20 protein-coding genes are annotated in these 20,736 nt (G+C 62.0%); 15 read left to right on the top strand and 5 right to left on the bottom strand.

The window, feature by feature from the left end; genetic code table 11:
• The 11 genes from R3217_06805 to R3217_06755 form a co-directional block, all read left to right on the top strand.
• On the top strand, positions 1 to 454 hold a 454-nt coding region (locus R3217_06805; GenBank protein MDX1455145.1), incomplete at its 5' end, for a hypothetical protein.
• Between the two features lie 2 nt (positions 455 to 456).
• A complete protein-coding gene (locus R3217_06800) occupies positions 457 to 2,214 on the top strand; it encodes a GspE/PulE family protein (protein MDX1455144.1) in 1,758 nt (585 codons plus the stop codon).
• Positions 2,215 to 2,216: 2 nt separating this feature from the next.
• Positions 2,217 to 3,437 carry a type II secretion system F family protein gene (locus R3217_06795; GenBank protein ID MDX1455143.1) on the top strand — a complete coding sequence of 407 codons (1,221 nt, stop codon included), beginning with the start codon at positions 2,217 to 2,219 and terminating at the stop codon, positions 3,435 to 3,437.
• Positions 3,437 to 3,949, top strand: coding sequence for a hypothetical protein (locus R3217_06790; protein MDX1455142.1), 513 nt, complete (start codon positions 3,437 to 3,439; stop codon positions 3,947 to 3,949). Before R3217_06795 ends, R3217_06790 begins: the two co-directional genes overlap by 1 nt.
• The gene (locus R3217_06785) at positions 3,933 to 4,553 is read left to right on the top strand and encodes a hypothetical protein (protein ID MDX1455141.1); all 621 of its coding nucleotides are present in this window, start codon (positions 3,933 to 3,935) and stop codon (positions 4,551 to 4,553) included. The genes R3217_06790 and R3217_06785 overlap by 17 nt, the downstream gene beginning before the upstream one ends.
• Positions 4,554 to 4,705: 152 nt before the next feature.
• Positions 4,706 to 5,092, top strand: a complete 387-nt coding sequence (locus tag R3217_06780; protein MDX1455140.1) for a type II secretion system protein — start codon at positions 4,706 to 4,708, stop codon at positions 5,090 to 5,092.
• A 191-nt stretch (positions 5,093 to 5,283) separates the two neighbouring features.
• A complete protein-coding gene (locus R3217_06775) occupies positions 5,284 to 5,718 on the top strand; it encodes a prepilin-type N-terminal cleavage/methylation domain-containing protein (GenBank protein MDX1455139.1) in 435 nt (144 codons plus the stop codon).
• On the top strand, positions 5,715 to 6,164 hold the full coding sequence (locus R3217_06770; GenBank protein ID MDX1455138.1) for a type II secretion system protein: 450 nt from the start codon (positions 5,715 to 5,717) through the stop codon (positions 6,162 to 6,164). Before R3217_06775 ends, R3217_06770 begins: the two co-directional genes overlap by 4 nt.
• On the top strand, positions 6,164 to 6,994 hold the full coding sequence (locus R3217_06765) for a type II secretion system protein (protein MDX1455137.1): 831 nt from the start codon (positions 6,164 to 6,166) through the stop codon (positions 6,992 to 6,994). Before R3217_06770 ends, R3217_06765 begins: the two co-directional genes overlap by 1 nt.
• A 3-nt stretch (positions 6,995 to 6,997) precedes the next feature.
• Entirely contained in the window at positions 6,998 to 7,438 is a 441-nt protein-coding gene (locus tag R3217_06760) for a pilus assembly protein MshP (protein MDX1455136.1), read from the top strand.
• Between the two features lie 45 nt (positions 7,439 to 7,483).
• Positions 7,484 to 10,219 (top strand): DUF6701 domain-containing protein, encoded by a 2,736-nt coding sequence (locus tag R3217_06755; GenBank protein MDX1455135.1) that lies wholly within the window; start codon positions 7,484 to 7,486, stop codon positions 10,217 to 10,219.
• Between the two features lie 19 nt (positions 10,220 to 10,238).
• Here R3217_06755 and ntrC read toward each other — a convergent pair whose 3' ends face one another.
• From ntrC to glnA, 4 genes are all read right to left on the bottom strand, one after another.
• Positions 10,239 to 11,627 carry a nitrogen regulation protein NR(I) gene (gene ntrC, locus R3217_06750; GenBank protein MDX1455134.1) on the bottom strand — a complete coding sequence of 463 codons (1,389 nt, stop codon included), beginning with the start codon at positions 11,625 to 11,627 and terminating at the stop codon, positions 10,239 to 10,241.
• Positions 11,624 to 12,706, bottom strand: coding sequence for a nitrogen regulation protein NR(II) (gene glnL / locus R3217_06745; protein ID MDX1455133.1), 1,083 nt, complete (start codon positions 12,704 to 12,706; stop codon positions 11,624 to 11,626). Before glnL ends, ntrC begins: the two co-directional genes overlap by 4 nt.
• 40 nt (positions 12,707 to 12,746) lie before the next feature.
• Positions 12,747 to 13,337 carry a DUF4124 domain-containing protein gene (locus R3217_06740; GenBank protein ID MDX1455132.1) on the bottom strand — a complete coding sequence of 197 codons (591 nt, stop codon included), beginning with the start codon at positions 13,335 to 13,337 and terminating at the stop codon, positions 12,747 to 12,749.
• A 109-nt stretch (positions 13,338 to 13,446) separates the two neighbouring features.
• Entirely contained in the window at positions 13,447 to 14,856 is a 1,410-nt protein-coding gene (glnA, locus tag R3217_06735; protein ID MDX1455131.1) for a glutamate--ammonia ligase, read from the bottom strand.
• A 322-nt stretch (positions 14,857 to 15,178) separates the two neighbouring features.
• Here glnA and glyQ point away from each other — a divergent pair, with 322 nt between their 5' ends.
• From glyQ to R3217_06715, 4 genes are read left to right on the top strand one after another with little or no spacing between them, the layout of a single operon-like run.
• Positions 15,179 to 16,129: a glycine--tRNA ligase subunit alpha gene (gene glyQ, locus R3217_06730; protein ID MDX1455130.1), complete on the top strand. Its 951-nt coding sequence runs from the start codon at positions 15,179 to 15,181 to the stop codon at positions 16,127 to 16,129.
• Between the two features lie 5 nt (positions 16,130 to 16,134).
• Positions 16,135 to 18,249, top strand: a complete 2,115-nt coding sequence (gene glyS / locus R3217_06725) for a glycine--tRNA ligase subunit beta (protein MDX1455129.1) — start codon at positions 16,135 to 16,137, stop codon at positions 18,247 to 18,249.
• Between the two features lie 5 nt (positions 18,250 to 18,254).
• A complete protein-coding gene (gene gmhB, locus R3217_06720) occupies positions 18,255 to 18,791 on the top strand; it encodes a D-glycero-beta-D-manno-heptose 1,7-bisphosphate 7-phosphatase (GenBank protein ID MDX1455128.1) in 537 nt (178 codons plus the stop codon).
• Positions 18,788 to 19,504, top strand: coding sequence for a lysophospholipid acyltransferase family protein (locus tag R3217_06715; protein ID MDX1455127.1), 717 nt, complete (start codon positions 18,788 to 18,790; stop codon positions 19,502 to 19,504). The genes gmhB and R3217_06715 overlap by 4 nt, the downstream gene beginning before the upstream one ends.
• A gap of 73 nt (positions 19,505 to 19,577) precedes the next feature.
• Here R3217_06715 and R3217_06710 read toward each other — a convergent pair.
• A partial coding sequence (locus R3217_06710; protein MDX1455126.1) for a toprim domain-containing protein occupies positions 19,578 to 20,736 on the bottom strand: 1,159 nt, incomplete at its 5' end.

Here is a 20,736-nt window from a genome sequence, read left to right as displayed (position 1 = left end):
GCTGTACGTCGCTTACCGCCGACAGGGGCGCCTCGCCGAAGCCGAGGGCGTGCTGCGCGACGGGCTGGCAGTGGCCAGCCGCCCGACCACCTTTGCCAAGCTGATGGCGCGCGACCTGCTCGCCCGGGGTGATCTCCAGCAGGCACTGGCCGTGATGGCCTTGCACGATCCCGCGATCGGCGAGGATCCGGAGTTCCATGCCTTGCGCGGCTCCTTGCTGTTGCAGGCCGCGGATTTCGCCGCGGCCGCGGAGGTGTATGGTTCGCTGGTAGCGTTCGATGCGAGCAATGGTCCATGGCGGGCCGGGCTTGGCATTTCCCAGGAACAGCTGGGTGATCGCGAGGCTGCCGAACAGAACTTCAAGGCAGCACTCGAGGCTGGCGGACTGGCGCCGTCGGTGGAGAACTATGTCAGGCAACGACTTCCCGGCGGCAGCGCCGGCAATGGAGATTGAGCATGGCAACACTACAGCCCGGGAAGCAGAAGATCCGGATCGGCGATTTGCTGGTCCAGCACAAGGTGATTTCCGAACAGCAACTGCAAGAGGCGCTCGCCGAGCAGAAGCGTAGCGGTCGCAAGCTGGGGCGCGTTCTCACGGATCTCGGGTTCGCGACCGAGGACACGATTCTCGAACTGCTTTCCAAGCAACTCGACATTCCGTTCATCGACCTGAAGCATTTCAATTTCCGGCCGGAAATCGTCAAGCGCCTTCCAGAGACCCATGCACGGCGCTATCGGGCACTGGTACTGGAAGACCGTCCTCACAGCTACCTGGTGGGCATGGCGGACCCGACCGACATTCATGCCTTCGACCAGCTCGGCCGGCTGCTGAACAAATCCGTCAGCACCGCCCTGGTTCGCGAGGCCGATCTGCTGCTGGCTGTCGACCTCGTCTATCGACGGACGCAGGAAATCACGACGCTGGCCGAGGAGCTTGGGGAGGAAGTCGGCGAGGGAGACATCGATCTTGCCGAACTGACGTCGGAAGAGGGCCAGGCCGATGCGCCGGTCATCAAGCTGCTTCGCTCGCTGTTCGAGGATGCCGTCCAGGTGAATGCCTCGGACATCCACATCGAACCGGACGACACGAGCTTGCGTATCCGGCAGCGCGTCGATGGCGACCTGCAGGAACAGAAAATCGACAACAAGAAGATCGCCAGTCCGCTGGTGACAAGACTCAAGCTGATTTCAGGGCTCGACATTGCCGAGAAGCGCCTGCCACAGGACGGGCGATTCTCCATTCGCGTCAAGGGCAAGACGCTCGACGTGCGCCTCTCCACCATGCCGACCCAGTATGGCGAAGCCGTGGTCATGCGCCTGCTCGACCAGAGCGCGGGGCTGCTCAACCTCGGCGAGCTCGGCATGCCGCCGGAAATGATGCGGCGTTTCGGCCAGCTGATTCGCAAGCAATCGGGCATGGTGCTGGTCACTGGTCCGACCGGGTCCGGCAAGACCACCACGCTTTACAGCGCGCTCAACCGCATCAACCGCGAAGAAACCAAGATCATCACGGTCGAGGATCCGGTCGAGTACCGCCTGCCGCGTATCAACCAGGTGCAGGTGAACACCAAGATCGGCCTGGATTTTCCGCGGGTGCTGCGAACCGCACTGCGCCAGGACCCGGATGTGATCATGATTGGCGAGATTCGTGATCGGGACACGGCCGAGATTGCCATGCGCGCATCGATCACCGGTCACCTTGTGCTTTCCACGCTGCACACCAACAGCGCCGTATCGACCGTCGCTCGATTGCTGGACATGGGGGCCGAGGGCTACATGGTCGCGACCGCACTGCAGGCCGTCGTGGCACAGCGACTGGTGAAGCGGGTTTGCGACAGCTGTGGCCAGGCGCACGATCCCGATGTACACGAGACCGCCTTCATCGAAAACTTTGCCAGCGCGACCAGTCTTGGCAACGCCAGTTTCAAGGCCGGCAAGGGCTGCGCCTACTGCAGCAACTCGGGCTATCGCGGTCGCATCGGTGTCTACGAGCTGCTGGAAGTGAACAAGGAAATGGCCGATGCCGTGCGGCGTGGTGACAGCGATGCACTGGAGGAATTCCTGGGCCAGGATTTCAAATCGCTGGTCCACCATGCCATGGACTATGCCCTCGAGGGCGTCACGACCATCAACGAGGTAATGCGTCTCGCGGGCGCACTGGAAGAATTCCGCGATCCTGCCATGCTTGACGACGTCCTGCGCCGGGAGCATTGAACATGGCGATGTACGAGTACCGCGGCCGCAATTCGAGAGGTGACCTGGTCACGGGCAGGCAGGAGGCCGACGATCCCGAGACCATTGCCAGCCAGCTTTTCAACACCGGGGTGACGCCGATCGACATCAAGGTCGTCAAAGACATCCGCGTGGAAAGCTTCAGCCTGCGAAAGCTGTTCACAAGCGGCTACCCGAAAGTCGATGAAATGGTGCTCTTCACTCGCCAGATGTATTCACTGACCAAGTCCGGCGTGCCGCTGATCCGGGGGCTGCTTGGCCTTTCCGAAACCACGCGCAACGAACGTCTCTGCAATGCCTTGCTCGACATTGTCGACCATATCGAAGCGGGCCGCAGCCTGTCCTCCGGCATGTCGCGGCACCCGCGGATTTTCGACAGCCTGTACGTGAACATCGTGCGGGTTGGCGAGGAAACCGGCCGCATGCAGGAAGCCTTCGATCGGCTATACCACTACCTCGACCTGGAAAAGGAAACCCGCAAGCAGGTGGTCACTGCGCTGCGCTACCCGGCCATCGTCATCGTCGCCGTCTTTGCGGCGCTGATGTTCGTCACCACGGTCGTCATTCCGACATTCGCCAACATCTTTGCCTCGCAGGACATTGCCCTGCCGCTCGCGACCAAGATCATTCTCGCCCTGTCCGACTTCATGGTGGCGAACTGGCCGTTGGTCATTCTCGGGACGGCCGGTGGCGTGGGCGCCTTCATGGCCTGGAAGCGGACAGAGGAAGGGCGCTACTCCTGGGATCGCCGCAAGCTCGGCCTGCCGCTGGTAGGGGACATCATTCAGCGTTCCACGCTGGCGCGTTTCGCGAGAGCGTTCTCGATGAGCTATCGCTCCGGCGTTCCGCTGATCCAGACCATGAACCTGTGCAGCCGCGCGGTCGACAACAGCTTTCTTTCCGCTCGCATCGAGGACATGCGGGATGGCGTTGAACGTGGCGAAAGTGTCAGCAAGACCGCCGCGACGGCGAACGTGTTCACGCCGCTGGTCCTGCAGATGATTCGTGTCGGCGAGGAAACCGGCGCGCTCGACGACATGCTCGATGAAGTGGCCGAGTTTTACGAACGCGAAGTCGATTACGACATCAGGAATCTCGCCGAACTCATTCAACCGATCATCACGGTGATACTGGGCGTCATGGTGCTGGTGCTGGCACTGGGTGTCTTCATGCCGATGTGGGATCTCGTGAAGCTCGCCCAGTGATGTCGCCCAGACGCTTACAAGCCGGCTTCAGCCTGCTCGAGCTGATTGTCGTCGTGGTACTCGTGATCCTGCTGTTCAGCGTAGCCGCCATGCGACTGCTGCCGCTGCGGGGCGAAGCGGAAAAGGTGCACGTGCTGCGCGTCCATGGTTCGGTCCAGGCCGCGCTGGCCTTGCAACTGTCGGAGCGCGTGCTGCGCGGGAAACTCGATGGCATCGATGAACTCGCCAGGGAAAACCCCCTGGCCTGGCTGTCGCACGCCCCGCCCCAGGCTCCCGGCAGCGGCTGCGCAGCGCTGGCCGCCGGGCATTGGGGCTGGTGTGAAGCCAACCGAACGCTCAGATATCAGCTACGCTATCCACAATACTTCGAGAATTTATCGGAATCGGCCAGCGTATTGCGCTTCCGGGTAGCGGTTGACCGCGATAACGGTCAATTAAAGAGGGTGGCATTCGAAGCGCTCGACGGCTTGCCCGTTCTAAGGGAGGACATCATCAATGGACGCAGTGAATGAATGGTTGTACATCGCCAGCCTGACCATCGGCTTCGTGCTGCTCGGCCTGTCCGCCACGGTCGGGGTGGGCCTGCTGGTGGCACCGGATCGGATGCGCGACACCATGCGCGCCAGCAACCAGCGCTACAGCCTTCGCAAGGCGTTGAAACCACTGGAGATCCAGCGTGACGCGGACCGGCTGATCTATCGCCACCACCGCCTCGCCGGCGCCTTGCTGATCATCGCCGCAAGCTTCTTCCTGTACGTCTATCTCACCGACAGCCCGGTGCTGAAGATTGCCGGCTGGCTGCAGGGACAGCTGGGCACCGACGGCTTCAGTGGCACGGTTGCCGGCCTGGGGGGCTTTCTCGCCATCGTCAATTTCCTGGCGCTGCTGCTCGGGGTGACGCTGCTGGTGAGACCCAGTGCGCTGAAACCGCTGGAAGCCGTGGCGAATCGCTGGGTCTCGACCCGGCAGGCCACGCGGCACCTCGATGACGAAATCAACACCATGGACGGCCTGGTGTGGCAGGCGCCGAGATTCGCGGGTGGCCTGATCCTGGTAGGAGCGCTGTATGCCTTGATCAACCTGTTTTCCGTGATCGAAATGACCGCTGGTCGCTAAGATCATGACGAATATGGAGTTTTTCTTGCGATTGCGGTTTATTTGACCAATAATCTACTGAGGCTGGTGGCTGCGGCCAACGCGGCCTACACTTAATTGACACACGAAGAATTTTCCACGAGGGCTGCGGCCGGAAGTGGGAAGGAGTCAAAATGAAGAAGATGAATTCCGGTTTTACCTTGATCGAGCTGGTGGTCGTGATCGTGATCCTCGGCATCCTGGGCATTACTGCCGTACCGCGTTTCGTGGACCTGTCGCAGGAAGCCGAACAGGCTGCCGTTGACGGTCTCGCCGGCGCCCTGAGCTCGGGTTCGGCCATCAACTACGCTGCCTGCAAGGCTGGCGATGCTGCTTGCCAGACCATCGACAACTGCACGGACGCTGGCAGCGTGCTGCAGGCCGGTTCGCTGCCTAACGACAGCAACGGCGCACCGTACACCATCACGGCGTCTGCCGTGGCTGACGACGCTGCCGTATCCTGCACGGTGCAGGACAGCACGGCCACGTACTCGGCTTCGTTCACGGCACTGGGCACCTGATAGTCCACCGCCGATTGAACTGACAGAAGGCGCCTCTCGGGGCGCCTTCTTTCTTTCCGGCCCGCCAGTCCGCCCGCCGGCCTCCTCGCCTCCATCAGCCGCCCGCAATCGGAAGATGGAAGCGTGCAAAACGGCGCCAAGTGGCGGCTCCGCCGATGGGTCGGCGGGCCCGGCTGTGCTAATTTATTGTCATGAAACAACGCGGCTTCACGCTTATCGAGCTCATGGTCATCATCGTCGTGATCGGCGTGCTGGTGATCGGCGCCAGCAGCCGCCTGAATACCGGCGGACTGGCCGTGCGCGGGTACCAGGATGCCCTGGCCGCCGCTGCACGTGATGCCCAGCGCTACGCTCGCAGCAGCGGATGCCCGACCAGCTTCACGATCGCGGCAAACAATTATGCGGTCAGTACCACCGTGCCATGCGGCGGCGGCGCCCAGACCGTCCAGGGCCTGAGCGGGAACCTGGCGGGTTCGGCACCGGCGGGCGTAACGGCAAGCGCCACCAACGTGACCTTCAACGCCTATGGCGGCACCGCGGCCAGTGCAACCGTGACGGTTTCCGACGGCAGCACCTCGCGGTCGTTCGTCATCCAGGCCGGCAGCGGCTACGTGAACACCCCATGAACGCGACACGTCAACAGGGTTACAGCTTCATCGAGCTCATCATGAGCATTGTCGTGCTTGGCATCGTGCTGTCGGGCGCCGTGTTGCTGTTCTCCACGGCCGTTGGCAGCTCGGCCGACCCGTTGCGTCGTCACCAGGCGATCGCGCTTGCCGAATCCTATCTTGATGAAATCCTGTCGCGGCGATTTGTCGATCCGGACGGCACGGACGGCGAAGCATCTCGCGCCAGTTACGACGATGTGGATGACTACGCCAACATCGTGTCGCAAGCGCCAGCCCTGTCGAACGGCAATCCGGTTGCCAGCCTGTCGGATTACCTCGTGACGGTAAGCGTCACCAATGAAGCACTCGGTGGCATTGCCGCAGGAAATGTCTACCGGGTGGATGTGACGGTCGCCTACGACAACACGTCCATCACCCTGTCGGGCTACAGGACGAATTACTGATGGGCAGGTTCATGCCAACCCGCGGCTTCACCCTGCTGGAACTGCTGATCGCCATTGTGGTCATCGGCATCCTGGCGGTCGTGGTCGGGCCACTGCTGTATGCACCGGTCAAATCCTATTTCGACACCAGTGATCGCGCCGAGCTCGTGTATTCCACCGATGCGGCCATGCGACGGCTGGCCAGGGACGCTCGCAATTCCCTGCCCTACAGCGTGCGCCTGATCAACGGCGGGACGGCAGTGGAGATGATCGAAGTTCTCGATGTCGGCCGCTATCGCGAGAATGGCGGTGGTGCGGCACGCAAGCTGGCATTCAACGGCAATGACACCTCTTTCAACCTGGTGGGATCATTCGAGCGGCTGGGCGCGTTCTCCTCCACCACCGAACGATTGGTGGTCTTCAACCTGGGTTCGCCGGGTTTCGATGTGTATGCCGGCGACTCGGTGGTCAGCAACAGCGCATTTACCGTTGCCAGCGAAACCTATTCCGTGGCCGGCAGTACCTACACCGAACACCAGGTCACGACAGCCGGCACGTTTCCGTTCCTGCTGTCCACGCCATCACACCGGATATTCGTGATTGGTGATTACATTGCGTATGGCTGCTCGGGCACCGGCCTGTATCGCTTGCAGGGCTATGCAACGCCAGAACCGGCAAGCGCGACGATTGCCGGCGGCAGCCTGGAGACCGACGACGTGACAGCCTGCAGTTTCAATTACGATCCGGGCAGCTCGCTGCGCCCGGGCGTCCTTACCATGATCCTGACGGTCACGCGGGGTGGCGAAAGCGTCACCTTGCAGCATCAGGTTCACATCCCGAATGCGGTCTGAATCATGATGAACCGAGCGCGCCGGCAACGAGGCTTTTCGATCATCGCAGTGATCTTCATCATCCTGCTGCTGGCGGTGCTGGGCGGGTTCCTGGTGGTCGTCTCTTCCAGCGCCCAGCAGACCGGCGTGGCCGCACTGGCAACAAGCCGCGCCTACCATGCTGCCCGTGCCGGCCTCGAGTGGGGGATCCACCAGGCCGTGGTCAATGGCGGCGTGGGTGTCGCGCCCGACCCCTGCAACGGCGGCTTTACGCTGGCGGCGGGCGGTTTCGACAACGAATCCGTGACCGTGACCTGCACGAGCAGCGTGCACCGCGATGGCAATCCGCCAACGGATGTGCGTGTCTATGTCATCACGGCTATCGCGACCACGGGTACCGAGGGTTCGCTGAACTACGCACGGCGCGAACTGCAAGCCGTGGTCAGCCCGAGCGGGCCCTTGTAGTCACCAGTCGGCTGGGAACAGCCGATCACCGAGGGAGGTGGAAGCATGTTGAAATCCGAAATGCGCGCTGGCCTGCTGCTGGCATTGCTTGCTTCCTTTTCCGTGCATGCGGGCCAGCCTGGCAGTGGCGGTGGCGTGCCGACACCGATGTCATGCTCGCCCGATGTCGACCTGGCGAACGTCAACGAGATCAAATCGAAAGGCGGCTCGGTGCAGCCGACAGTCGACTATGTCGAGTTCAAGGTCCTGCAGGACGGCACTGATACCACCGGCTGGCAGATGTGCGTTTCTGACGACGGCGTATCGATCGAATGCTTCAACGTGGGTGATGGGGATGGCTCCTGGAAGTCGCTGACCCAGACCGTCGGCGAGCCGGACGATATCAACCTCTATGACGCCAACACCTGGATCTATTACAACTTCAACAAGGTGAAGGCCGAGGAAGGCGAGGCCATCCTGCTCGACGAGAACGGCGATGTGATCGACTACATTCGCTGGTCCAACCAGTCGGGAATCTGCACAGCAACGGATTTCTACTGGGACGTGCCGAGCGGTTGTGGAACCTGTTTCGACGAGCGGGACCCGAACGAAAAGGATTTTGCCCGCACCAGCCCGGACGGCACCGGCAACTGGGGGAACAACGGCGACGCACCGTCGGAGGGCCAACCGAACACCGATCCCAGTGCGCCGCAAGCCGACCACTTTGCGATCATTCATGACGGCAGCGCCGTCAATTGCCAGCCGGAAGCCATCACCATCGTCGCGCACAATGCCGACCACACGGTGCTCGATACCTACGTGTCGACGATCAACCTGTCGACCTCCAGCAACAATGGTGACTGGTCCACCAACGGCACTCAGAACGGTACGCTGACCAACACCGGCAATGGCAGTGGCAGCTACGCGTTTGCCGCGGACGACCTCGGTTCCGTCACCTTGCTGCTGGCCGACACGTTCGTGGAAACCATCACCATCACGGCAAGCGACGGTGTTGCCAGTCCCGACCCGGCAGAGAATCCCTTGCTGGCCTATGCGCGCAGCGGTTTCGGCTTCCGTTCGAATGGCGTCATCGGCCAGATTCCGAACCAGATTGCCGGCAAGGCCTCGAACGAGGGCTATGGCGCGACCGTGATGGAAGTGGAAGCCATCAACACCAATACCAACACCGGCGCCTGCGAAGCCCTGTTCGTCGGTCCCGAGAATATCGATTTCGCGCTGGAATGCGATGATCCGACCAGTTGCGGCGGCGTGCAGGCAACCATCAACGGCACGTCCATTCCCAGTGTCGACGACGGGCAGGCGCTGAGCTACCAGGCCGTGCCGCTCGACTTCGGCGATAACACCGACTCCACTGCCGAGTATGTATTCGAATACCCGGATGCCGGGCTGCTGACCCTGCACGTGCACTACAACCCCACGAGCCCGTCGGGCGAAGTGCTGACAGGCGCATCGACTTTCATCGTTCGCCCGTTCGGCTTCGAAACCGGCATCGCCACGGCTGGCGGCACGGCCAACCCGGCCGCAACCGGCAATGCGGGCAGCATCTTTGCAGCGGCAGGCGACGAGTTGCGGGCAACGATACGCGCCGTGGCCTGGCAAGCTGCCGACGATACCGATGTCGACGGCATTCCCGATGCGTACAGCGATGGTGATCCGACAACGTCGACAGCCGACCTGTCGGACAACGCATCGACGGTCAATTTCGGCCAGGAGACTGTCCCGGCAGTGGTGCGCCTGTCTGCCAGCCTGTGGCAGCCCGCGGTCGATCCGGGCATCGGCGAGCCCGGCCTGGCCGGCACGACGACGGTCAGCGGCTTCAGTTCAGGCAGTACTTCAAGGGATGCCATTTTCATCGACGATGTCGGCATCTACGAAGTGCTGGCCAATGTCGACGGCAACAGTTACCTGGGCGGCGAGGATGTCTGGGGTGCCACCGGCCCGGCAGGACGCTTCGTGCCGGGCTATTTCCAGGTCACCGTTCCGACCCATGGTTGCGATGCCAGTAGCGGGACCACCTATTCCGGCCAGGAGATCGGCGGAACGCAGGTCACGGCGTATGCCAACCGCGGCGTCGGCCTGGTGACGGATTACTACGATGGCGGCCAGTCGCCGGTGTTTGCCAAGACCACCAGTCTTGTGGAAACCACCGGCGCGGCGGGCAGCCTGTCACCGAGCAGCCTGGTTCCTGCGGACTTCACCCGGGGCATCGCCTTGCTGGAATCGAGCGAGATAAATCCGGCCGACACCGGTGTGAGTTTCACCTTTACCTCCAGCACCACCCTGCCCGCCAGCATCCTGCTGCGCGCGACCGATACCGATGGTGTCACTTCGGCGGGACAGCTTGAGGAAGGCACCGAGGTGCGAAGTGGTCGCTTCTACATTGCCGATACGGCCACGGCAACGACGACCGATGCGCAGATGCGCCTGCGAGTGCAGCACTACCAGGATATCGGCGGGGCGAACGGCTGGGATACCAATCCGGACCACAGCTGTTACACGCCCGTGGTCGGCGACTTCAGCCTGGGCAATTACACCAGCAACCTGGCTGCTGGCGAGACCAGCATCACGGGCATCAGCTTTGCCGCCGGCGCGGGCAGCCTGACCCTCAGCGCACCGGGAACCGGGAACGACGGCAGCGTGGACGTCACTGGTTCGGTGCCATCCTGGCTGGAGTTCGACTGGAACGGCACGGGCCTGGAGCTGCCGGTCGGAACGGCTACCTTCTTCGGCATCTACACCACCGAGGATGGCTTCATCGACCGGACCGAGATCGTTCGATAGCGGCTCGCAGGCGCTACGGCTAGCTGTCGATCCCGTATTCCTGCATCTTGCGGGTCAGTGTGTTCCTGCCCCACCCCAGCCGGCGGGCAGCCTGCTGCTTGTGGCCCTGGCTTTCCGCCAGGGCACGCCGAATCAGCAATTGCTCGATTTCCTGTATGGCCAGGCCGGCGACGCCCCCCGATTCCTTTTCGAAGATTTCGTCGAGCCAGCTGGCGAGCGCGCTGTCTGTGTCGCTGCTCGGCGAGCTGCCGAGGGTGTTTTCAAGCACGTCTTCCCGGCTGATCAGCTGGGTCGGGGCAAGCGCGGTCATGCGTCGACAGAAGTTCCGCAACTCGCGGACATTGCCGGGCCACGGCCGTTGCTGCAGCAGTGCCAGGGCGCCCTTGTCGAACTGCTTGGCATCGGTCTGCATCTCCTCGGCCGCTTCGAGGAGGAAATGGGCAGCGAGGGCCGGAATGTCGCTCGTGCGCTCGCGCAAGGGTGGCGCGGACAGCTGTACCACATTGAGTCGATGATATAGGTCTTCCCGGAAACGACCGGCTTTTGCCAGCGCATCGAGATCCTGGTGGGTTGCTGCTATGACCCGCACATCGCTGCGAATGGGTCGATGTCCGCCCACCCGGAAGAATTCGCGCTCCGACAATACCCGCAACAGGCGCGTCTGCATGCCCAGTGGCATGTCGCCGATTTCATCGAGAAACAGCGTTCCCCCTTCGGCCTGTTCGAAACGACCGAGGCGCTGTGCATGGGCGCCGGTAAAGGCGCCACGCTCGTGACCGAACAGCTCGGACTCCAGCAATTCGTCGGGGATGGCCGCCGTGTTGATGGCCACATACGGCTTGGCGCTGCGCGGACTGTTCTCGTGCAGGGTACGCGCGATGAGTTCCTTGCCAGTTCCCGATTCGCCAGTGATCAGCACGGGCATTGCCGCCCGGGACAGGCGGCCGATGATGCGGTAAAGGGACTGCATTTTCGGCGCATCGCCAATGAGAAGGGTATCGGCAGGCTTGCCGCGTTCGGGCAAAGCGGGGCTTGCGGCACTGTCCGCCAGCAGGCGCTTGCTGATCTCGACGAGCTCCGCGACATCGAAAGGCTTGGGCAACATTTCCAGGGCGCCGGACTGGTAGGCGCGCAGGGTGGCGTCCAGGTCTCCGTGCGCGGTAATGACGATGACCGGCAGACCGGAAACCTGCGCGGGCAACCGTTGCATGAGTTCATGTCCACTGATGCCAGGCATGCGCAGATCGGTGATCAACAGGTCGGGAGAATCGTCCGGGGACAGTGAGTCAAGCAGGCGTTCGCCGCTTGCGAAGGTCCGGGTCTTCAGGCCGGCGCGATCGAGGGCGCGCTCGACGACCCAGCGAATGGATTCATCATCGTCCACGATCCATACGGTCTTGTCGGTCATGATTCGGCTTCCTGGTGGCTGACGGGCAACAGCACGATGAACGAGGTCTGGTTGTCACGGCGCTCCCATTCGATCAATCCGTCATGGCGCTGCACGATGTCCTGGGCAATGGCCAGTCCCATCCCGTGCCCGGCAGGTCGACTGGTTATCATGGGCATGAACAGGGAGTCGGCAATTTCGCTGGCAATTCCCGGGCCGTTGTCGCGGACTTCTATGCGCAGGGCCTGGCGATAGTGTCGATCTCGCAAGGTCAGGCGACGTTCGATGCGGGTGACGATCGTGACCCTGGGTTGCTCGATGTCGTTTTCCAGCAAGGCATGGCGTGCATTGGTGAGCAGGTTCAGGAAGACCTGTGTCATCTGCTCGGTGTCGATTCGCACATCGGGCAGGGATGGATCGTAATCCTTCACCAGCTGCAGGTTCCCGCCGCTATCAAGCTGCACCAGGGCGATGACCTGCTCGAGGACTTCATGGATATTGGCCGGATGGCGCTGCGGCTCTCCGGGGGGTCCCATCAAGCGATCGACCAGTCGGGTCAGGCGGTCGGTTTCCCGCAGGATGATGTCGAGGTATTCCTGCTGATCGGCATCATCGAGTTCGGCTGCGAGCAACTGGGCGGCACCTTTCATGCCACCGAGTGGATTCTTGATCTCGTGTGCCAGTCCGCGGGCAAATAGCTGGCGGGACTGGTTGAGTTGCAGCAGCCGGTTCTCATCTTCGATGCGGCGAAAGCGTGCCAGCGGCAGGATTTCCAGCTGGGTGCCACCGGCATCCTGGGGCGTGATTTCACACATGACGGTTTCCGGCTGGCCGGGCGGAAGGCCCAGCAGCAAGCGATGCTCGCGCAGCGATACCGCTTCCTGGTCGGAGCGGCAACGATCCAGCGCAGCGCTCACGGTGGCATCGGCTGGAAACAGCTCCGCGACACTGCGACCCCTGGCCTGGCGACGCGACTGGCCGCAGAGTGCGGCGGCCGCCGTATTCATGGCAATCAGGCGATCACTGGCGTCGAAACGCAGCACCGCCACCACGAGGGTGTCGACGCTCAGGCTGGATTGCGGAGTATCATCGAGGTGCATTGCACTATCTTAGTGCAATGTGGCCGGGCTGGCGACCGTGCTAATTGGCGACGGAGTGCTGCTTGACGTAAAAGGTGCCGGATTCAATGGAGGCGCGAGCCGCACCGTCCGGACCCTGGATGACGGCACGCAAGGTGTAGGCACCGCGCCAAACGTCTGTCAGCGTGGTACCCAGTCCGGTCATGACCTCGACCTGTTCGCCATTGAGGAACAGGACAATGCGATCACCTTCGCGCAGGCCGGGGGTCAGGGACATCTGCACTGGCAAACGCCCACCAAGATTCCAGAACACCTGCTCCGGCTTGGGGCTGATGAAGCTGAAATCGCGATAGCTGGCCTGCTCCTGCTCTGCCGCCGCTTCGGCATCCGCCGGGCCACTGCTGCGAGACTTGCTGTCGCTCTGGCTGTCCCGCTGGCTGGACGGTGGTGGCGAATAGGTGGGCAGCTTGGGGAGGTCGACGCGCTCGGCGCCTTCCACGGGCTGGTCGGAATAATGGACCTTGCCGTCCTCGTCCACCCATTTGTAGGTGCCCGCCAGGGCTGCCGTGGTCAACAACAGGCCGGCCGCCAGCATGGTCGCGACGCGCCACAGCAATCGGTGTGAGGTCAGCTTTCGTAGTGCGATGTTCATGCCTTCCAGTCTAGCCCGTGGTTGGACCCGGGCCAAATGGAAAAGCTGTGGAGAAAAAAGGACCCGGGCGGGTCACCACGATACCCGCCCGGGCCACCACAGGAACGCGTTAGAGGCTGTAGTACATCTCGAACTCCAGCGGGTGCGAGGTCATGCGCAGCTGCTGGATATCCTCGGTCTTGAGGTCGATGTAGGCGTCGATCAGGTCATCGGTGAATACACCACCGGCCTTCAGGAACTCGCGGTCCTCGTCGAGTGCCCGCAGCGCTTCCTCCAGGGAGTACGCCACCTCCGGGATGGCCTTGGATTCCTCGGCCGGCAGGTCATAGAGATCCTTGTCCATGGCGTCGCCCGGGTGGATCTTGTTCTGGATGCCGTCGAGGCCTGCCATCAGCAGTGCCGAGAAGGCAAAGTACGGGTTGGCCATGGAGTCCGGGAAGCGGACCTCGATGCGACGCGCCTTCGGGTTCGAGATGAAGGGCACGCGGATGGAAGCGGAACGGTTGCGAGCCGAGTAGGCCAGTTTGACCGGTGCCTCGAAGCCCGGCACCAGGCGCTTGTAGCTGTTGGTCGACGGGTTGGCAAAGGCATTGATCGCCTTGGCGTGCTTGATCACGCCGCCGATGTAGTACAGCGCGGTCTCGGACAGGCCGCCGTAGCCGTCACCGGTGAACAGGTTCTTGCCATCCTTCGCCAGCGACATGTGCACGTGCATGCCATTGCCGTTGTCACCGACCAGCGGCTTGGGCATGAAGGTCGCGGTCTTGCCGTAGCCGTGGGCCACGTTCTGCACGACGTACTTCAGGATCTGCACTTCGTCGGCCTTGCGGACCAGCTCGTTGAACGCGACACCGATCTCGCACTGGCCGGCAGTAGCGACCTCGTGATGGTGCACCTCGGTCTTCAGGCCCATGTCTTCCAGCGCCAGGCACATGGTGCCGCGGATGTCATGCAGCGAATCGACCGGCGGAACCGGGAAGTAGCCGCCCTTCACGCCGGGACGGTGACCGATGTTGCCGCCTTCGTAGACCTTCTCGGAGTTCCAGCCGGCTTCCGAGGAATCGATCTTGTAAAAGGAGCCCTGCATCTGGGTGCCCCAGCGGACATCATCGAAAATGAAGAACTCGTTCTCCGGGCCGAAGAATGCGGTATCGGCCAGGCCGGTCGACTTCAGGTAGGCCTCGGCACGCTTGGCGCAGGAGCGGGGATCGCGCTCGTAGCCCTGCATGGTGTTCGGTTCGACCACGTCACAGCGAACGTTCATCTGCACTTCTTCGGAAAAGATGTCGAGCACGGCAGTACTCGGATCCGGCATGAGGATCATGTCGGACTCGTTGATGCCCTTCCAGCCCTGGATGGAGGAACCGTCGAACATCTTGCCGTCTTCGAAAAAGGATTCGTCGATGGTGTGGGCCGGCACGGTCACGTGCTGCTCCTTGCCCTTGGTGTCGGTAAAGCGCAGGTCGACGTAGCGAACTTCCTGTTCCTTGAGGGTTTTCATGATCTCTGCTGCTGACATGTTGTCTCTCCGTGGTGTGTTGCGGGTTGGGTGAATCGGGTGGCGGCCTGTGTTTCCGCCACGGTTAGGTAGATGCAATCGGCGTGCCAAGCCGTCAAGCGCGTCACACGCGACCCCGGGATGGGCGCCTGGAAAGGTTTGCACTATATTGGTGCAACTTCTAATCGATCTTGGTGCGGACTGCGTGAAGATAGCCGCCAGACAAGGGAAAAGCTATACTCTCGCGCTTGGCGAATTACGCAATGAAATCAAAAAGCTGCGGTTATCCGACCCGGTCGTCCACGGGGAGGTCGGAGCCCGGCTCACAGGCAGAGAAGTCAACGTGACAGAACAAGCGAACGCCGCGGTCAGCCCCATTCCAGCCACTTTCCAGGACCTGTTGCTACGGCTGCAGGCGTTCTGGGCCGAGCGTGGCTGTGTCTTGCTGCAACCCTACGACATGGAAATGGGTGCCGGCACTTTCCACCCGGCCACATTCCTGCGGGCGATCGGCCCGGAACGCTGGTCGGCCGCCTATGTGCAGCCATCGCGCCGGCCGACCGATGGTCGCTATGGGGATAACCCGAACCGCCTGCAGCATTACTACCAGTTTCAGGTGGTCATCAAACCCTCGCCCCTGGAAATCCAGGAGCTCTATCTCGATTCGCTCAAGGCGATCGGCATCGACCCTTTGGTGCACGACATCCGCTTTGTCGAAGACAACTGGGAGTCGCCAACGCTCGGCGCGTGGGGCCTGGGCTGGGAAGTCTGGCTGAACGGCATGGAGGTCACGCAATTTACCTACTTCCAGCAGGTTGGTGGCCTGGAATGCCGGCCCGTCACGGGCGAGATCACTTACGGCCTGGAACGACTGGCGATGTACCTGCAAGGCGTGGAAAACGTCTACGACCTGGTCTGGGCCGACGGGCCGTTGGGCAAGGTCAGCTACGGGGACGTGTTCCACCAGAACGAGGTGGAGCAATCCACCTACAACTTCGAAGAGGCCGATGTCGACACGCTGTTCAAGTGGTTCGACTGGTGTGAAGGCGAGTGCCAGCGGTTGCTGGACGCGAAACTGCCGCTGCCCGCCTACGAGATGGTTCTCAAGGCTTCGCACAACTTCAACCTGCTGGATGCCCGCAAGGCGATTTCCGTGACCGAGCGCCAGCGCTTCATCCTGCGTGTGCGCAGCATGGCGCGTGGCGTGGCGGAGTCCTATTACGCGGCCCGCGAGGCGCTGGGCTTTCCCATGGCAGAAGCGATGGCCGACAACGCGCAAGGCAACAAGGAATGAACGACATGCAACGCAAGGACTTCCTGGTCGAGATCGGCTGCGAGGAATTGCCACCCAATGCCCTTCGCGGACTCGCCGCGGAATTTGCCCAGCGCGTGCTGGACGGCTTGAAGGATGCGGACCCGGTGCTTTGCAAGGAAGTTCGTGACTACTGGTATTGCTCGCCCCGGCGCATGGCGCTGGTACTGCAGGATGTGCCGGTCGAATCACCCAGCAAGGAGAGCGAAGTGCTGGGCCCGCCGGTCAAGGCGGCTTTCGACCAGGATGGCAATCCGACAAAGGCTGCCGAAGGGTTCGCTGCGAAGAACGGCGTCAGCGTCGACCAGCTGGAACGCCGTGAGACCGACAAGGGCGAAAAGCTGGCGTGCACGGTAACCGTCGTCGGCAAGCAGGCGGCCGATGAACTGCCCGGGATCGTGGAAGAAGCGCTGAAGAAGCTCAACGTGCCCAAGCGCATGCGCTGGGGCGATGGCGCCATCGAATTCGCGCGGCCCATTCACTGGATCGTGATGCTGTTCGGCAAGGAAGTGATTGATACCAGGGTCATGGGCGTGCAGACCGGTCGTGACAGCCGTGGCCATCGCTTCCATCACCCGTCGCCGGTCTCCATTCCGTCGCCGAGCGAATATGCGGCGGCCCTGGAGGCTGCGCACGTCCGGGTCAACGACGCCAGCAACTCCCTCGCCGAGTGGCTGGGCGAGCAGGTCAATGCCGTGGCCAGCGATCATGACGCGACGCCGATCGGTGCTGATGACGGGTCGGAACTGCTTGATGAAGTGGCCGCGCTGAACGAATGGCCGGTACCGGTGGTCGGCAACATTCCGGAACGGTTCATGGACCTGCCGGAGGAAGTGCTCGTCACCACGCTGGAGGTGCACCAGCGGTACTTCCCCCTGCGCGGCGCCGATGGCAGGTTGCTGGCCAAGTTCATCACCTTCGCCAACATCGAATCAAAGGAGCCGGACAAGGTTCGCATCGGCAACGAGCGCGTGGTCGCCCCACGGCTCGAGGATGCGATGTTCTTCTGGAACACCGACCGCAAGCAGAAGCTCGCCGAGCGCCTGCCGAAGCTGGACAGCGTTACCTTCCAGAAGGATCTCGGCTCTTACGGCGACAAGGTCAAGCGGGTGGCTGCCATCGCGGAGGGGATTGCCGACACCATTGACGGTGATACGGCCCTGGCAGAGCGTGCCGCCATGCTGGCCAAGTGTGACCTGGTGACCGACATGGTCTTCGAGTTCACCGAACTGCAGGGCGTGATTGGCTGTTACTACGCCGAGGCGGATGGCGAGGAGCCCGAGGTGTCGCAGGCGGTGTTCGAACAGTACCTGCCGCGCTTCGCGGGCGACCGTCTCCCCGCGTCGAAGACCGGTCAGGCGCTGGCCATTGCCGACAAGCTGGACACCATTGTCGGCATGTTTGCGATCGGCCAGCCGCCGACCGGCAGCAAGGATCCCTTCGCGCTTCGCCGCCAGGCACTCGGACTGTTGCGCATCATCATCGAGCACCAGCTGCCGCTGGACCTGCAGGAACTGGTTGCCGACAGCTACCAGGCCCTGTATCCGGGCCGCGATGGTCTGCAGGATCGTGCCGAGATCATGGAGTTCTTCATGGAACGCCTGCGTGGCTACTGCGCCGACAAGGGCATTCGCGCCGACCTGTTCATGGCGGTGCAGGAAGCCGACGTGAGACAGCCGCATGATTTCATGCAGCGTGCCAGGGCAATTGCAGGATTCATGCAACGCGACGAGGCGGCCGCGCTGGCGGCGGCCAACAAGCGGATCAACAACATCATTCGCAAGACCGCCACCAGCGCCGAGGAATGGCAGCCACTGAGCGGGGATTACGATGCCTCGCTGTTTGTCGAGCCGCAGGAACAGGCGTTGGCGGAGAAATACGAGCACCTCAAGAACCAGGTCATTGCGCGGATCGAAGCACATGAATACAGCGAAGCGCTGGACGAACTGGCAGCGCTGAAAGGCGAGATCGACGCATTCTTCGATGCGGTCATGGTCAATGCCGACGATCCCGGCGTCGCGCGGAATCGACTTGAGCTGCTTGCTGCGTTCTCGGGACTGTTCGATCGCATTGCCGATTTCTCCCAGATCCAGGTGGACTGAGACGCATGGGCAAGTTGCTGATCCTTGATCGAGACGGCGTGATCAATTTCGATTCACCGGACTACATCAAGTCGCCGGCCGAGTGGCGGCCGCTGCCCGGCAGCCTGGAAGCGATCGCCAAGGCGAGAGCGGCCGGGTGGACGGTTGCCGTCGCCACCAACCAGTCGGCGGTCGGGCGTGGCATGATCGATGATTCCGATCTCGAGGACATCAACAACGCCATGCTCGAAGCCGTGGAAGAAGCGGGTGGCATGATCGACCTGCTGGTCTGGTGTCCGCACCATCCCGATGATGGATGCGACTGCCGCAAGCCGAAGCCTGGTTTGCTGCATCGGATTGGCACCGAGCTCGAGATGCCCCTGCAAGAGGCCGTGCTGGTCGGGGATTCCTGCCGCGACCTCGAAGCGGCCAGTGCGGCGGGTGTGACGGCCTGGCTGGTGCGCAGTGGCAATGGCGTGAAGTCGGAAAGCCGGTGTGGCAATCTGGCTGCGGCCGTTTTCGACGACCTGGCAACTGCCATCGACCATCTTCTTGAATCATGATCCAGTACCTCAAGTCACTCCTTTACATCGGTTTCATGGTTGGCAGCGTGCTGCTATATGCCATGACGCTGGTGCTGCTGTTCTGGACGTCGTTGAATACGCGGCACGCGATAGCCCGCTCCTGGTGCCATCTGCAGCTGGTCGTGCTGGATCGGTTCCTCGGTCTCGAGTACGTCATCGAGGGGCGCGAGAACATTCCGGAACAGCCCTGCGTCGCTTACTGGAAGCACACCTCTTCGTGGGAGACGTTCCTGACGCTGGATATGTGGGAGCACCAGTGCTGGGTCCTGAAACGCGAGCTGACCTGGATTCCCATCTTCGGCTGGGCGCTGATGCTCATCGAGCCGATCGCCATCAATCGTGCCGGTGGACGGTCAGCCGTCGGGCAGGTGATCGAGCAGGGGAAGACCAAGCTGGCTGATGGTTGCTGGATCAACATCTTCCCCGAGGGGACACGCGTGCTGCCGGGCAGGACCAAGCGCTATGGTCGGTCCGGCGCCTACCTGGCGGTCGAATCGGGTGCACCGATACTCCCTATCGCTCACAACGCCGGCGACCTGTGGCCACGTCACTCCGTGCTGAAGAAGCCCGGCACGATCACCGTGCGGATCGGCAAGCCGATCTATCCGCAGGGCAAGACTGCCGATGAAATGAATGCCGAGGCGCAGTCCTGGATCGAAAGCCAGATGCGTGACATCAGCAAGTTCTACTGATCGTTCCTTGAGTAGCCGGTAACAAAAAGCCCCGCGGTCGCGGGGCTTTTTGCGTCGTGTCGAAACACGCAGGTCAGACGTCGAGGTTGGACACCTCAAGCGCATTCTTTTCGATGAAGGCGCGGCGCGGCTCGACATTGTCGCCCATCAGGGTGGTAAAGACTTCGTCGGCACCAACAGCATCCTCGATGCGCACCTGCATCATGCGGCGGGTTTCCGAATTCATGGTCGTTTCCCACAGCTGGTCGGGGTTCATTTCACCAAGACCCTTGTAGCGCTGGATGCCCTGGCCACGCTTGGCTTCATCCATCAACCACTGGATGGCTTCACGGAAGCTCTGCACGTCCTTGCGCTTGTCGCCGCGAGCGACATAGGCACCTTCAGCCAGCAGGCCGATGATCTTCTCACCGAGTTCGGCAATATGCTGGTACTCGGCCGAGGCAAAGAACTCGCGCTGGATGCGTCGTTCGTAATGCACGCCATGATGGATGCGCAGCACCTGCAACTCGTGGCCATCCATCTCTTCGGCAGATACGACGTTCAGCTTGTACTCGGACGAGGCATCGTTGCTCGCATTCATCCGCGCTTCGAGATCCTTGGCCCACTGGGCGAGACCATCACGGTCATTGAAGGCGGCTTCGGTCATGCTCGGCATGTAGATCAACTTGTGCAGCAGGGTTTCGTCATAGCGACGTGACCAGCGCTTGATCATCGACATGACACGCATGTAATGGCGGGCGAGTTCTTCAAAGGCATCGGCGGCGATGGCTGGCGCATCGGTCGACAGGTGCAGGCCCGCGCCATCGAGCGCCTGGGTAAGCAGGTAGTCGTTCAGCTCGATGTCATCCTTGACGTAAACCTCCTGCTTGCCTTTCTTGACCTTGTAGAGCGGCGGCTGGGCAATGTACACGTGGCCACGCTCGATCAATTCCGGCATCTGGCGATACAGGAAGGTCAGCAACAGGGTGCGGATGTGGCTGCCGTCAACATCGGCGTCAGTCATGATAATGATGCGGTGGTAGCGCAATTTATCCGGATTGAACTCATCCTTGCCGATACCGCAACCGAGAGCCGTGATCAGGGTGCCAACTTCTGCGGACGACAGCATCTTGTCAAAACGTGCCTTTTCGACGTTCAGGATCTTGCCCTTCAAGGGCAGGATGGCCTGGGTACGACGATCGCGGCCCTGCTTTGCCGAGCCACCCGCAGAGTCACCCTCCACCAGGAAAAGT

The organism is Gammaproteobacteria bacterium (genome assembly GCA_033720895.1).
GTDB lineage: Bacteria > Pseudomonadota > Gammaproteobacteria > Natronospirales > JAJUFS01 > JAWWBS01.
The sequence above is the reverse complement of the archived record's forward strand: the minus strand, read 5'-3'. Positions and strand labels throughout refer to the sequence as shown.